The organism is Palleronia caenipelagi, from assembly GCF_007004065.1.
GTDB classification, from domain to species: Bacteria; Pseudomonadota; Alphaproteobacteria; order Rhodobacterales; family Rhodobacteraceae; genus Palleronia; species Palleronia caenipelagi.
This window is the reverse complement of record NZ_VFSV01000020.1, coordinates 48,009-59,900: the sequence shown is the minus strand read 5'-3', so window position 1 is coordinate 59,900 and position 11,892 is coordinate 48,009. Positions and strand designations below refer to the sequence as shown.

Here is an 11,892-nt window from a genome sequence, read left to right as displayed (position 1 = left end):
CAGGCGTCGGTCACGATCACCGGCTGACCGTCGAGGGTGACGATCTCGCCTGCGAGGGTGAGGTAAGGGGTGTCGGGAAAGGGGATGGGCAGCGCGTCGCGGATCTTCACGGCGCCGTAATAGAGCAGCTGCGGCCCGGCGGCGGTGCGGTGCCACAGGTTGTAGAGATAGGAGCGGTTCAGAGCGAGCGGCGCGAGGTCTGCGGGCGCGAGGCGCAGGGTGAGCGCACCGTACGAGGCCACCAGATGGGGCGGGCCGGTGAGGGTCACATCGGGGGGCAGATCGGGCCCGGCGGCGAGCGTCAGGGCGAAGACGCCGGCGGTGTCGGCGATCCCGAAGCGGGTCTCGAAGGTGCTGCCTTCGCCGATCTCGCCCAGAGGCTGGCGCCGGGCGGTGGGGGACGCGGTCATGGTGCGGTCTCCGTTTTTGTGGTCGCGGGCTCTGTGGTCCCCGTCTCAGTCGTCTCCGTCTCAGTCATCTCGGGCGTGCCACGCTCGGCTGTCAGGCTGGTGGCGAGGGTCGTGCCGAGGCGGTGGGTGACCCGGGTCAGACGCCAGCGCCCGTCGAGTTCGGGCAGCAGGCCCGCGATCCCGATCTCCGCCCCGGCCATCAGATCCCCGCGGAAGCCGCCGAGGGTGAGATCGATCTGGCCTGCGGCACGGGTGTTGCGGGTGAGCGCGGCGCGGGCCGCCCGGCGGGCCGCTTCTTCGGTCGGGTGGCGATGGCGCAGGGCGAGGACCGGTGTGCCGTCCCCCTCGGTCACGGTCTGCACCGCACCCGCCCCGCGGTCGCCCCATTGCGCGGTGACTTTGCCATAGAGGCCGCGCCCGGTGATCTTCCAGCGGCCCGAGGTGATCTCCGAGCGCTGGATCGGGGTGACGGGCAAGGCGGTGCCCCCGGCGCTCTCTGTGGCATCGCGGGGCAGCACCACGAGCGCGCCGCCGGCGGGCTTGGCCACCGCGTCGAGATCGCGGGCCAGCCGGGTGAGCAGGTTCAGATCGCTCTCGGCGGTCTGGGCGAGATAGGGATAGGCGACGGAGGCGAGGCTTGCGGCCACCTTCGCGGTCAGCCCGTGTTCGCCTGCGATGGTCCGGGCGATCTGCCCGAGGGTCTGGTCCGTCCAGGCGCGGGTCTTGCGGGCGCGGATCGGCCCCAGCATGTCGGCCGCTTTGGCATGGAGGGTGATCGTGTCGGGACCGATCCCGCCGGTCACCTCATCGACCACGAAGCGGCCCAGCGCCACCAGCGCGCCACGATAGCCCAGCGCGATCTCCAGCACCGCCCCGCCCGAAGGCAGGGCGAGGCGCATGTCGCGATTGTCGAGGGTGATCTCGGCGCGGTCGGCCTGGGCCCCGGCCTCATCGATGACCGACAGGCCGAGAAGCCGGTCATTGACGCGGCCGGTGATATCGGCCCCATCGGCGCGGATCTGGAAGGCGATCTGCATGGGCGTCAGCTCCAGAGCCGGATCGGGTGGCGCACCGGGGCCGCCGGCGCGTCGGGCAGCAGGATCACCAGCCCCTTCGGCAGGACCGGTCCCCGGGCCGCAAGGCCGGGATTGGCGTCATAGACCGCTTCGGTCATCGCCTCGGAGCCGTAATGCGCCTTGCAGATCGCATCGATCATGTCGCCTTCGGTGGTGCGGTACGGGGTCACAGCAGGCCTCCCAGTCTGGCGCTCAGCCCATCGGCATCACTGCCATAGCTCTGGAGCGTGAGGGTGAAGGTGATGCGGCGGGGGGCGCCATCGCGCAGGAAGGTGTCCTTCTGCTCGTCCACCCCGGCGATCACCCAGCGCTTCCAGACCCAGCCGAGCCCGTCGACCATCATCAGGGGCTGGCCCAGCCCGGCACGGGCGCGCATCAGATCGACCTGCCTCAGGCCACCTTTGAAATGGGGGTATATCACCCCGTCCATCCGCACCTCCTCTGTGTCGGGGCCGAGATATTGCAGGGCGGGCGCGCGGCCGAGGCGGTCAAGCTTGGCCCAGCGATAGCCCGCGCTGCGCTGGAAGCGCTGATAGGCGCCGTGGCTCATGCCAAAGCGGAAGGGACCGAGAGCCATCATGATGAGCGCCGAGGGTCCCATCAGTAATCCACCCCGTCATGGAGATCGGCGCGGCGGGCATCCTCGCGCCGCTCCAGCTCCTCGCGGATCCGCCGGGCGAGCGTCGCCTCATCCATGCCGGGCGCGGCGGTGATGGAGATGGTGATCGTATCGCCATGACGGATCACGGGCGGCGCGGGTGTCGGGGCCGCGAGCGCCGGACGGCGGTCGATCAGCGGGCGTGCCGGCGCGCTCTCTGCGATGGCGGCAGCGGCGGGGAGTGTGGCCGGAGCGGCAAGGGTCGCGGCCATCATGGCGGCGCGCAGCGTCCGGGCGGGCAGGATCTGACCGGCGGTTCCGGGGACGAAGATCTCGGGCGCCCGCTCGCCCACGAGATAGGGGATCCCGGCCCGCACCGGACCGCCGCGATCCCGCCCGCCCGCGACGCGGGGCGTCGCGTCCCCGTCATCGCCGGAGACCCAGCCCCAGGCGCTCTTCATCCAGCCGGGCACGAGGCCCGAGAGCTTCGCGCCGATGGCGGCGACCATGGGGCCGAGCACCGCGTTGGCCCCGTCCCAGAGGGTGCGGATCATCCGGTGCCCGGTCTCGGCCAGATCGATCGCGCCAAAGGCGGCGATGATCTCGCCCGGCAGGCCCAGCACCCGGCCCAGTTCCGAGAGCAGCACCTGGGCGCCCTCGACCGCGAGGGTGAAGGGATTGAACTCGGCGATGAGGCGAAAGACCCCGTCGAGGAGGCTGACCCGGAAGGCATCGGTGACCGCGCGGAGTTTGTCCATCAGCGGATCAAAGATCCCGGCGATCTTGCCGCCGATCTCGCCCAGCATGGTCACAAAGCCCGCGAGGCCGGTCCCCGCGGCCTGTCCCCAGCTCTGCCATTGGCCGGCGCTGGCCTCGAGCGGGCCGGTGAGACCGGAGATCCATGTCCCGATCTTCCGGGCGCCCGCGACCAGCCGGTCGATCATAGGGCCGGCGGGGCCGAGCCCGTCGCGGAAGCTCTGCCAGAGATTGGCAAAGAAGGTGCCAAGGCCGGACCAGTTATTGGTGATCCACACGCCTGCCATGGCGATCCCGGCCAGAAGCGCGCCGATCCCGGTTGCGAGCAGCGCCACGCGCAGCGCGATGAAGGCGCCCTTGAGAAGCCGGAGCGGGTTGAGGAGTGCTGTCAGCGCCCCCGCCATGCGCGGCAGCAGGATCAGCAGCCCGCTGCCGGCGCGCAGGATCTGCAGGACCGGTCCCAGAAGCGCGAAGAGGCCAAAGCGCAGCCCGATCGAGGCGAGCTTCAGGGCCAGAAGCCCGGCGGTGAGGCGGAACGCCAGCGTGATCAGGTCGGGATGCGCCCCGGCCCAGCGCTCCAGCGCGCCGATCACGGGAATGACCCGGTCGAGAAGGCTGACGATCTGCGGCAGGAGCACGGTGCCCATGGTGATGGCGAGGCTCTCGGTGATCGAGCCCAGCCGCTTCAGCGCCCCGGCGGTGCTCTCGTTCAGTTCCGCCGCCACCCGCGCCGCCGATCCGGTCTCGGTGAGCGCCTCGGCATAGGTCTGCAGCGCGCCGGAGCCCGCCTCGCCCAGAAGGATCGTCGCCGCACTGGCGGCTTCCATGCCGAAGATATCGTTGATCAGCGCGGCCTGACTGCCGGTCCCGAGATCCTGCAGGGCGGTGTGGACCTCGGCGAGGATCGTCGGCATGTCGCGCAGATTGCCGGTCGCATCCATGGTGGCCACGCCCAGCTGATCGAGGGCCTCGGCGGCGGGCTTCGGGAGGGCTGCGAGGCGCAGCATCATGGCGCGCAGCGCGGTGCCCGCCTGACTGCCCTGAATGCCGGCATCGCCGAGCTTGCCCGCCATGGCGGCGGTCTGCTCCAGCGAGACGCCCAGCGCGGCGGCATTGGGGGCCACATACTTCATGGTCTCGCCCAGCATGGCGAGATCGGTGTTGGAGCTGGTGAAGGTGTTGGTCAGCACATCGCCCAGCCGGGTCATCTGGGCCGCGTCGAGCCCGAAGCCCGAGAGCACGTTCGAGGCAATATCGGCGGCGCGACCGAGATCGATGGCCCCGGCGCTGGCGAGGTTCAGCATGCCCGGCATGGCGGCGATGGTCTGGGTGGTGTCAAACCCGGCCATGGCGAGAAAGCGCATGCCCTCCGCGGCCTCGGAGGCGGCCCAGGGGGTGGTCGCGCCCAGCTCGCGGGCGGTGGCGGTGAGCCGGTCGAGCTCGTCGTCATTCGCCCGCGCCACCGCGCCCACCCCGGCCATGGAGCGCTCAAAACTGATCGCGGGGCGGAGCGCGGCGGCGAGCGATCCGGCCAGCGCGGCCACCCCGAACGCCTCACCCATGAGCGCGCCCTGACGCGCGCGGTTGGCGGCGATCTGTTCATTGGTCCAGACCACGCCCCGGCGCCCGGTCTCCTCAGACACGCGGCCGATCCTGCGCAGCGCCGTCGTCGCGGCCTGCGCCGGGCCGGTGGCCTTGTCCACCAGCTTCAGCACAAGCGCGATATTGAGATCTCCGACGGCCATGGGGGCTCCGCTGTCAGGGGCGGGATCCCGCGTCAGGGGCGACGCGGGCCCGGGCTTTCTCGCGCCACCCCGCCAGTTCGCGGAGCGACATCCGGTTCAGGGTCTCGGGCGTCCAGTGGAAGACGAGGGCGAGATCCGCCATCGCCTCCTCGACATCCTCGGGCAGGATCAGCGGCTCTCCTTCAGCGCCTTCAGATCCTCCGGCGAGACCAAAAAAGACGCGGCCCCGGCGCTGAGCCCGAAGAAGTCGCGCAGAGAGAGCGCGCTGATCTGGGCCTCGGAGAGCGGCGGCTGGGTGATGCGGGGCAAAAGCCGCATCATCTGCCCGGCCTCCATCTGGGCGATCTGGGTCATCGACAGCCCGCGCAGCTCGCCCGCGCGCGGCTCGCGGAGCGTGATCTCGGTGACCTCGGCCCCGTCCACGGTGACGGGGGCCGACAGCGTGATGGTGTTCGGGGCGGGTTTGGGCTGGACGGGTTTGGTCTCGGCTTTGGGGGGCTCTGCTTTGGCCATCGGGCGGGTCCTCTTTTGAAGCGGGGTTTAAACGGGGTGTTAAAGGAGGTGTGATCCGGGCGGGCGGCGCCGCCCGGCAGACAGGGGCTCAGGCTCAGAGACCCATGGCGCGGCGCATCTCCGCCAGCTGATCGACCCCGCCGATGACGCGCTTTCCGGCTTCGATATCGATCTCGAAGAGCTCGTCGCCGTCCTTTTGCATCCGGACATAATCGACCTCGAGGCTGAGCTTCAGCGGCACGTCCGAGCCGGGCTTCAGATCGGCGAAGTTAACCACCGACCAGCGCCCGCCGAGGGAGGCGACAAAGCTGTCGGCCGAGAGATCGTGCTCGCCCATGGCACCGGGGCGGAAGGTCATCCGCTGGCGCGTGCCGAACATCTTGATCAGCTCCGGCGGCCATTCGGCCAGCGTGATCTCCGACTGCAGGGCCTCCATGCCCATATCGATGGCCAGCGGCCCGTCCATGCCGCCGCCGCGGTGGCTGGCGGTCTGCAGCTTCAGCTCGGGCAATTTGCCCTCGAGGACGCGGCCCGCATAGCTGACCCCGTCGATGAAGGCGTTGAAGTTCCGGATGGTGCGGGGGTACTGCATCACGGCCTATCCTCCTCAGGCTGCGGCTTTGACCGAGGAGACGAGATCCTCGTAATAGGTGCCCTCGCGGTGGGCGCGGAACACCAGGTGCTCCAGCGGCGCGGGTGGCTCGAAGGCGTAATCGAGATAGAGCTTGCCCGCTTTCAGCGTGGCCTCGGTGTTCAGCTCCGCATCGAGCCAGCAGCGAAAGCCCAGAAGCGCGCCCTGGCGCACGAGGCCCTGCCCGAAGGCCTGCACCCCGTCGCGGATATCCATGAAGAGCTGGGCCGACATGGGCCGGTCCATGGCCCAGAGATGGGCGGCCTCCACGCTCTCGGCGAGGAGATCGGCGGTGCGGCGCACCGACAGGAAGGCCCATTGCGCATCGGCGCTGGTGGAGCGGTTGCCCCAGAGCCGGAAGCCGTCACGGCGAATGATCGTGGCAACCTCGGCCTCATTCATCCGGTTGGCTTCGGTGGCCGCCGAACTGAGGTGAAAACCCACCGGCCGGGTGGTTCCGGTGATGCCGCGAATGATCTGGTTCGAGGGCGACCACCAGAAGCCCTTCTCCACATCGCGCCGGGCAATCAGCCCCGCCACATGGGCGGAGGCGGGCATGGTGACATCCGTGGCGGAGGCGGTGTCAAAGACGGTGACCGCCGGATCGACGATGAAGAGCCGGTCCGAGCCGTAATTTTGCCGATCCGCCTTTGCGTCGTCCTCGGAGGTATTGGGCCCGTCCTTGACCACCACGGCGCGGAGCTTCTCGCTGACCGAGATCAGGGCCGAGACCACCGGATTGACGCCCTCGCCGGGCAGCCCGGAGGTAAAGCCCGGGGCGATATTGATCCGCGGCGTCAGATCGAGCCGCGCGCGGGCCGCTTCCAGCGCCCAGACGCCGGTCCCGAGGCTTGCATCGCCCACCACATTGGCCTTCGTCTCGGCGGGCGTCGCGCCCTCCGCCACGGCGACCATGACGACCTCCTGCACACCTTGCGCATAGATGGCGTTATAGGCATCGCGCAGGGTGCCGGTGGCCCCGAGCGCGGCGGCGGCGCGCGGGCCCGAGATCAGAACGGGCTCATTGAGCGGCAGGCCTGCGGCCGCGGGCGCGGTGCCCACGAGCCCGATGACCGAGCTTTTTGCGGTGCGGATGGGGCGGATCCCGTCATCGATCTGGACGACTTCGACCCCGTGGAGAAACTGTTCGGGCATTTGGGATGCCTCCTTTCGATCAGAATTGAGCGGCCACGGCCTTTGCTTCGGCCGGACAGTCCGGCCAGGCGGTGTCGGATGTGTAGTCAGCGTCAGGATCCGCGCTGAGCGCGGCATAGGCGGCGCGCATCTGCGTCACCCAATCGAGCGCGGCCGCGACACCCGCGAGCAGCGCCAGATCCCCGGCACTGCGCCCGGATCCGGGCCGGGCTGCGATTTGTCCCTGCGCCAGCGCCATGTTTGATTGCGCCTCGGCGGAGGCGATGGCGTAGATCCGCCGCCGGCATTCGGCGCGGACGGCCTCCTGCCGGTCCCCGAGGGCCGCGGCGGCCAGGATGGCGTCGCGTGTGGCGGCATCGGGCGTGGCACCGGCCCAGGTGATCTGGTCGTCGCGGATCATCCGGATCGGAAAGCCAGCCTTCCGGGCTGCGGTGATCATCGCGGGGTAAAGACGCTTATCCATCGCGGGCGACCTCCACGATCAGGAGTTCCAGCTTGTCGATGGACGCCGTGGCGCCGCTGCCGGCACTGGCCGTGTCCATCAGGCATCGTTGCTGGAGGGTGACGGAGGCTTCCGCCGCCGTCCGGTTATAGCTGAGGAAGCCGCCGACATTGCCCCAGATCCAGACCGACCCTGTCGCGGGTCCGCTGTCATAGACGTATTCTTCATTGCTGATGATGCTTCCAGCCGCATTGGTCAGGAAGGCCCTGGCGCGGGCGCGCGGAAGGTCGGGTGTGTAGAGGCGCAGCAGAGACGACCACGAGATGTAGAGCGTCGAGGTCAAACCGGGAAACGCGCTCAGGTAGCTCACTTCATGGGTGACGACGGCATCGGCATGGCTGGTCCCGCCCGGATAGGCGACAAGGGGGTTGGCGTCGTCGAAGATGCGCGTGAACCTCGGCGTGGAGAGATTGAGCTGCTCCTTCAGCCAGGCGGTGCGGTTGGCCAGCTGCTGGGCGGCGATATTGGGCACACCGGATTTGGTGGCGATATTGGGCGGGCCGCCAATGACCGGATCGGTGGTCTCGATCTGGTAGATCCCGTCGATCCATGTGGCGTCCTCGGTGAGGTTGGTCATGCCGCAACTCCGTAGGAATAGATGCCGTCATAGGAGATCGCGCCGTTGTAGCGGTGGGCGGCGCGGGTGAAGGACAGCCCCTTGAGATGGCAGCGGGCGGGCGCGGTCTCGCGCAGGATGGCTGTCAGCTGCTCCGCCTGATCAAGGGTGATCGGGCGGTCGAGATAGACGCGGTATTCGGCCCAGTGATCCGGCGTGCCATAGGTCTCGGCGCCGTCATGGACGAGGTCTCCATCGTACCGGTAGCCGCCAAAGCCTTCGACGATCACCGCCGTGCCATAGCCAAAGGCGGCGATGGCGGCGCGCACCGAGGCGACGGTGCCCTTGCGGCGGTGGATGGCCAGAGAGGCCGCGACGGCCGCGCGCTGTGTCGCCTCCGGCCAGTCGCGGTCCCAGATATCGACCGAGAGCGCCCAGGCGAGCCAGGGCAGGAGCGGCGCCGGGCAGGCATCGGGGTGCATCAGCCGCGCCACCGGCCCCAGATCGGGACGGGTGCGGGCAACGGCGCCCTCAAGCGCGGCCTCAAGGGGGCTGTGATTGGGCGGCAGGATCGGGACCGGCTCAGACATCGCGGCCTCCGATGCTCACGCTGCGCGCCTCGGGCGGGCAGTATGCGGCGGCCTCCGGCCCGATGACGAGATCTGCGGCGGGCGTGGTGAGGGTGACATTCTGCACGCCCGGCTGGTGGAGCGCGGCAAAGAGGCCCGAGCGGGTGATGTCATGGCCCAGCCGGTGATGATCGGAGAGATAGCGATCGAGCGCGGCGGTGCCCGCCTCCAGCACCTCCGCATCGCCGGGCCCCTCATAGAGGGTCAGCTCGGCGGTGACGCTGAAGGGGGTGATCTGGGGGGCCGCGACGATCACGGTGTCGCACAGGGGGCGGACCTCTTCGGCGGTCAGGGCCGCGGCGACGGTATCGAGGAGCGCTTGCGAGGGCGTGCCGTCTCCCGCGCGGGCCAGCACCGAGATCCGCACCTCGCCGGGGTTGGGGCGTTCGACACTGGCATCGGTCACCTCTGCCGAGGCCGACAGGGCGTGGAACAGATAGGCCCCGCGGGAGCCTGCGGTGGTGTGGGCTTCGAGGGAGAGCTGCACCCGGCGGCGGAAGGCGGCGTCGCTCTCGAGGATCTCCGGGATGGGCGGGCTGGCGGTCGCATCGGCCGCCTGCACCACCAGACGGGCGACGCTCCAGAAGGCGGCGAGCTGATCGAGCGTGCCGCCGGTGGCCTTGGCCAGCAGAAGGCCTTTGGCGTTGTCGTTGAACTCCTGCCGGTCGAGCATCCGGAAATACGCCGCGACCCGGAGGATCTTGCGCATGGGCTCGCTCTCGAGCCGGATATGGGGGCTCAGCTCGGGAAGCCTCGTCTCCACATGGGCGGTCATCTCTTCGAGAAGCGCGTCGAAGGAGACCTGTGTGATCACCTCGGCGGCGGGCAGCTCGGCCAGATCGATATCGCTGAACCGGGTCATGGCGCGGACGCCTCCTGCGGATCCAGATCCACCGGGAGCGGCAGGACCCGGCCCCCGGCATCGGTCAGCTCGAACACCGCGCGACCGGGGCGGGCGTCCACCAGTTCAATGCGCGCCAGATCGATGCGGGGCTCCCAGAGTGCCAGCGCCTCGGCGGTGGCCATATAGGCATCGACCATGGTCTCGCCGTTCAGGGGCTGGTCGATGATATCGGGCAGCTCCGAGCCATAGTCGCGCAGCATCACCAGCGTGCCCTTCGGCGTCGTCAGGATATCGAGGATCGACTGTGCGAGATGCGCGTCGCCCCCGAGCCCGAGGCCCGTATGCCGGTTCATCCCGCTCATTCGGTCGTGCGGGTCCGCCTGGCGGAGGTCGCGGGGGTGGCGGAGGTCGTGGAGGTCGAGGGCGGCTCGGGCTTTGCCGCGCCCTCCGCCGGGGTGACGTTCTCATATTGCGCCTGACGCGGTGTGAGCGAGACCGGGTCGCCGGTCTTGCGGCGCTGCCCGGCGATCCAGCCATCGGCGGTGACAAGGTAGTCGCGGGTCTGTGCGGGTTTGCTCATCGGTTGGGCGCTCCTGTGTTGCTGTTGCCGGACATGACGTCCTTGTGGGTGTGGGTGACGAGGCTGACGCCCTGGGCGATCACGTCCCCCTCGACGATCACATCGCCGGTGACGCGCAGGCTGCCGTTCAGGATCATCTGCCCGCCTTTGAGATCGATCTGCGGGGTGCTGCCATCCGAGCTGCAGGCATTGCTGGCATAGAGGCTGGCCACGATGACCCCCTGGGCGATATCCCCGCTCTCGCAGGCGACGAGGACCTGCTCGCCCTCGCCGGGCATCCACCAGAACTGCAACTGCCCGGCGCGGATCTGGCCCACGGGCAGCAGCGGGGAGTGCAGATCGCCAAAATCCACCACCGCCCGCGCGGTGCCGGCATCGACCGAGACGACCCGGCCTACGCGGATCAGGTTCTCGATGCGGCGATCGGCTTCGGCGAGCGGTTCAGACATCTCTGCCTCCGATCCGGGTGTAATCGTCCTCATGGGCCGCGCCGATCTTTGGCGCCTCGCCGAGATAGAGCGCGAGACCGAGGGGGGCGTCCGGGGGCGCGAAGAAGCTGACGGGCTGATCCCAGGTGACCGCCCAGAGCGAGACGCCATGATCGCGGGTCTTGCCGGAGATCAGCGTGTGCATGCGCACGGCCCGGGCGGCTCCAAAGGCATCAACGCCCCAGCGCTGCTCAGGGATGAGCTGCAGAAGGACCTGGCAGATATTGGCGGCGCGGATATCGCGCGGCGCGCCCAGCGCGTCCTTCACCGTGACATAGGCCGCCATCTGCAGAAGGAACCCGGCCGGGGCCCCGGCATGGGGCGTGTCCTGTCTGGCGCCCAGCATCGAGATCAGCACCGAGGGTGATGGCAGGCCGGTCTTCTTCAGCTCCTCGAGATTGAAGAGCCCCGCATGGGGGCGGCACTCGCGCAGCTCCGGCATGCGGGTGCGGACGGCTGCGCAGATCGTGTCGGGCAGATCGGAGAGCAGCGTGTCACTCATGAAAAAAGCCCCTCCAGCGTGCCGGTGACCAGATCGCGCAGATCGATCGCGTCCTCGGGGGAGAGGCCCAGATAGGGGCGTGCCGGGAGGCCGGAGCCGATCTCTGCGCCGCCGATCTGGTGATGGGCGGCATAGATGAGGTTCGAGCCCACATGGACCTCATCGCCGGTGGCATAGCTCGCAAGGCTGTCGGTCAGATCGCCTTCATTCACCAGAAGCGAGTGCTGCTCTCCCCGCGTCGCGGCATAGCCAATGGACCAGTCAGCCCAGGGGGTGCCGTCGGGGGCCTCTTTGGAAATCATCCGGCCGCGCGCGCCGCTTTCGAGCAGCGCCCCGGCGGCATCGGCGAGGCTGGCCATCTCGAAGGATGACAGGCGCGCCAGCCGGGCCAGCGCGGCGTCAAGGCCGGGGGTGGTGAGGCGGAGCGTGGCCGACATCTCAGAGCCCCCGCATCCGGTCGCGGGTGAAGACGCGCTCCGGCCCGGTGATCAGCACCGCATTGGGGCCGGTCTCCTCCGCCGCGCCGGTCTCGGGATCGATCGGCGCGGGCAGGTTCAGCGCGGCCACCCCGCGGGCGATGTCCTTGAGGTGCTTCAGCGTGTCCTCATAGCGCCGCCGGTGCTCCTCGGTCAGCACATCGCGGGCGAGCGCCAGACGGTAGAGCGCGATATCGACGCAGAACTGGGAGAGCAGCGGCAGGGCTGTGGGCAGCGGCAGCGTGTAGCGGGCGGCGAGATAGCTGTCGATCTCGCCGCTGGCGTAGTCGAGCGCCCGGTCGATCGCCACGGCATCGGCCACGCCATCATCATCGCGGTCGGCCACGAAGAGCGCGTCCTCGGAATAGAGTGTGACGATGTCGTCTTGCGTGGCGTAGGCCATGGGGTCCTCAGGTCAGGTGGGGCGGTCA

At 69.3% G+C, this 11,892-nt stretch carries 19 protein-coding genes; all 19 read right to left on the bottom strand.

Features of this window, described 5'->3' with window-relative positions:
* Window positions 1–410: hypothetical protein (locus FEV53_RS12180; protein ID WP_221931611.1), on the bottom strand; the 410-nt coding region annotated here is incomplete at its 3' end.
* Window positions 407–1,447, bottom strand: coding sequence for a phage late control D family protein (locus tag FEV53_RS12175; RefSeq protein WP_142835077.1), 1,041 nt, complete (start codon window positions 1,445–1,447; stop codon window positions 407–409). The genes FEV53_RS12180 and FEV53_RS12175, both read right to left, overlap by 4 nt.
* Window positions 1,448–1,452: 5 nt before the next feature.
* Window positions 1,453–1,656, bottom strand: coding sequence for a tail protein X (locus FEV53_RS12170; RefSeq protein ID WP_142835076.1), 204 nt, complete (start codon window positions 1,654–1,656; stop codon window positions 1,453–1,455).
* Window positions 1,653–2,087 carry a phage tail protein gene (locus FEV53_RS12165; RefSeq protein WP_246100799.1) on the bottom strand — a complete coding sequence of 145 codons (435 nt, stop codon included), beginning with the start codon at window positions 2,085–2,087 and terminating at the stop codon, window positions 1,653–1,655. The genes FEV53_RS12170 and FEV53_RS12165 overlap by 4 nt, the downstream gene beginning before the upstream one ends.
* Complete coding sequence (locus FEV53_RS12160; RefSeq protein WP_142835075.1) at window positions 2,087–4,585, bottom strand: phage tail tape measure protein; 2,499 nt, start codon at window positions 4,583–4,585, stop codon at window positions 2,087–2,089. The genes FEV53_RS12165 and FEV53_RS12160 overlap by 1 nt, the downstream gene beginning before the upstream one ends.
* 13 nt (window positions 4,586–4,598) lie before the next feature.
* Window positions 4,599–4,727, bottom strand: a complete 129-nt coding sequence (locus FEV53_RS12155; protein ID WP_142835074.1) for a GpE family phage tail protein — start codon at window positions 4,725–4,727, stop codon at window positions 4,599–4,601.
* A gap of 26 nt (window positions 4,728–4,753) precedes the next feature.
* Window positions 4,754–5,098 carry a phage tail assembly protein gene (locus FEV53_RS12150; protein WP_142835073.1) on the bottom strand — a complete coding sequence of 115 codons (345 nt, stop codon included), beginning with the start codon at window positions 5,096–5,098 and terminating at the stop codon, window positions 4,754–4,756.
* A 94-nt stretch (window positions 5,099–5,192) separates the two neighbouring features.
* Entirely contained in the window at window positions 5,193–5,690 is a 498-nt protein-coding gene (locus tag FEV53_RS12145; RefSeq protein WP_142835072.1) for a phage major tail tube protein, read from the bottom strand.
* 15 nt (window positions 5,691–5,705) lie between these two features.
* Complete coding sequence (locus tag FEV53_RS12140) at window positions 5,706–6,884, bottom strand: phage tail sheath subtilisin-like domain-containing protein (protein ID WP_142835071.1); 1,179 nt, start codon at window positions 6,882–6,884, stop codon at window positions 5,706–5,708.
* 19 nt (window positions 6,885–6,903) lie between these two features.
* On the bottom strand, window positions 6,904–7,347 hold the full coding sequence (locus FEV53_RS12135; RefSeq protein ID WP_142835070.1) for a hypothetical protein: 444 nt from the start codon (window positions 7,345–7,347) through the stop codon (window positions 6,904–6,906).
* A complete protein-coding gene (locus FEV53_RS12130) occupies window positions 7,340–7,963 on the bottom strand; it encodes a hypothetical protein (protein ID WP_142835069.1) in 624 nt (207 codons plus the stop codon). The genes FEV53_RS12135 and FEV53_RS12130 overlap by 8 nt, the downstream gene beginning before the upstream one ends.
* A complete protein-coding gene (locus FEV53_RS12125) occupies window positions 7,960–8,532 on the bottom strand; it encodes a phage tail protein I (protein ID WP_142835068.1) in 573 nt (190 codons plus the stop codon). Before FEV53_RS12125 ends, FEV53_RS12130 begins: the two co-directional genes overlap by 4 nt.
* Entirely contained in the window at window positions 8,525–9,433 is a 909-nt protein-coding gene (locus FEV53_RS12120; RefSeq protein WP_142835067.1) for a baseplate assembly protein, read from the bottom strand. Before FEV53_RS12120 ends, FEV53_RS12125 begins: the two co-directional genes overlap by 8 nt.
* Entirely contained in the window at window positions 9,430–9,777 is a 348-nt protein-coding gene (locus tag FEV53_RS12115) for a GPW/gp25 family protein (RefSeq protein ID WP_142835066.1), read from the bottom strand. The genes FEV53_RS12120 and FEV53_RS12115 overlap by 4 nt, the downstream gene beginning before the upstream one ends.
* Complete coding sequence (locus FEV53_RS12110) at window positions 9,774–9,995, bottom strand: hypothetical protein (protein WP_142835065.1); 222 nt, start codon at window positions 9,993–9,995, stop codon at window positions 9,774–9,776. The genes FEV53_RS12115 and FEV53_RS12110 overlap by 4 nt, the downstream gene beginning before the upstream one ends.
* The gene (locus FEV53_RS12105; protein WP_185962185.1) at window positions 9,992–10,444 is read right to left on the bottom strand and encodes a phage baseplate assembly protein V; all 453 of its coding nucleotides are present in this window, start codon (window positions 10,442–10,444) and stop codon (window positions 9,992–9,994) included. The genes FEV53_RS12110 and FEV53_RS12105 overlap by 4 nt, the downstream gene beginning before the upstream one ends.
* Window positions 10,437–10,985 (bottom strand): hypothetical protein, encoded by a 549-nt coding sequence (locus FEV53_RS20870; protein ID WP_185962184.1) that lies wholly within the window; start codon window positions 10,983–10,985, stop codon window positions 10,437–10,439. The genes FEV53_RS12105 and FEV53_RS20870 overlap by 8 nt, the downstream gene beginning before the upstream one ends.
* A complete protein-coding gene (locus FEV53_RS12100) occupies window positions 10,982–11,422 on the bottom strand; it encodes a phage virion morphogenesis protein (protein WP_142835063.1) in 441 nt (146 codons plus the stop codon). Before FEV53_RS12100 ends, FEV53_RS20870 begins: the two co-directional genes overlap by 4 nt.
* A 1-nt stretch (window position 11,423) precedes the next feature.
* The gene (locus FEV53_RS12095) at window positions 11,424–11,864 is read right to left on the bottom strand and encodes a gp436 family protein (RefSeq protein WP_142835062.1); all 441 of its coding nucleotides are present in this window, start codon (window positions 11,862–11,864) and stop codon (window positions 11,424–11,426) included.
* Between the last annotated feature and the right edge of the window lie 28 nt (window positions 11,865–11,892).

What these genes read in the sequence shown, in the direction of transcription:
- FEV53_RS12110 (WP_142835065.1), bottom strand. Translation starts at nt 9,995, where the DNA reads ATGAGCAAACCCGCACAGACCCGCGACTACCTTGTCACCGCCGATGGC.
- FEV53_RS12105 (WP_185962185.1), bottom strand. Translation starts at nt 10,444, where the DNA reads ATGTCTGAACCGCTCGCCGAAGCCGATCGCCGCATCGAGAACCTGATC.
- FEV53_RS12150 (WP_142835073.1), bottom strand. Translation starts at nt 5,098, where the DNA reads ATGGCCAAAGCAGAGCCCCCCAAAGCCGAGACCAAACCCGTCCAGCCC.
- FEV53_RS12100 (WP_142835063.1), bottom strand. Translation starts at nt 11,422, where the DNA reads ATGTCGGCCACGCTCCGCCTCACCACCCCCGGCCTTGACGCCGCGCTG.
- FEV53_RS12175 (WP_142835077.1), bottom strand. Translation starts at nt 1,447, where the DNA reads ATGCAGATCGCCTTCCAGATCCGCGCCGATGGGGCCGATATCACCGGC.
- FEV53_RS12140 (WP_142835071.1), bottom strand. Translation starts at nt 6,884, where the DNA reads ATGCCCGAACAGTTTCTCCACGGGGTCGAAGTCGTCCAGATCGATGAC.
- FEV53_RS12095 (WP_142835062.1), bottom strand. Translation starts at nt 11,864, where the DNA reads ATGGCCTACGCCACGCAAGACGACATCGTCACACTCTATTCCGAGGAC.
- FEV53_RS12135 (WP_142835070.1), bottom strand. Translation starts at nt 7,347, where the DNA reads ATGGATAAGCGTCTTTACCCCGCGATGATCACCGCAGCCCGGAAGGCT.
- FEV53_RS20870 (WP_185962184.1), bottom strand. Translation starts at nt 10,985, where the DNA reads ATGAGTGACACGCTGCTCTCCGATCTGCCCGACACGATCTGCGCAGCC.
- FEV53_RS12160 (WP_142835075.1), bottom strand. Translation starts at nt 4,585, where the DNA reads ATGGCCGTCGGAGATCTCAATATCGCGCTTGTGCTGAAGCTGGTGGAC.
- FEV53_RS12165 (WP_246100799.1), bottom strand. Translation starts at nt 2,087, where the DNA reads ATGGGACCCTCGGCGCTCATCATGATGGCTCTCGGTCCCTTCCGCTTT.
- FEV53_RS12130 (WP_142835069.1), bottom strand. Translation starts at nt 7,963, where the DNA reads ATGACCAACCTCACCGAGGACGCCACATGGATCGACGGGATCTACCAG.
- FEV53_RS12155 (WP_142835074.1), bottom strand. Translation starts at nt 4,727, where the DNA reads ATGGCGGATCTCGCCCTCGTCTTCCACTGGACGCCCGAGACCCTGAAC.
- FEV53_RS12115 (WP_142835066.1), bottom strand. Translation starts at nt 9,777, where the DNA reads ATGAGCGGGATGAACCGGCATACGGGCCTCGGGCTCGGGGGCGACGCG.
- FEV53_RS12120 (WP_142835067.1), bottom strand. Translation starts at nt 9,433, where the DNA reads ATGACCCGGTTCAGCGATATCGATCTGGCCGAGCTGCCCGCCGCCGAG.
- FEV53_RS12145 (WP_142835072.1), bottom strand. Translation starts at nt 5,690, where the DNA reads ATGCAGTACCCCCGCACCATCCGGAACTTCAACGCCTTCATCGACGGG.
- FEV53_RS12125 (WP_142835068.1), bottom strand. Translation starts at nt 8,532, where the DNA reads ATGTCTGAGCCGGTCCCGATCCTGCCGCCCAATCACAGCCCCCTTGAG.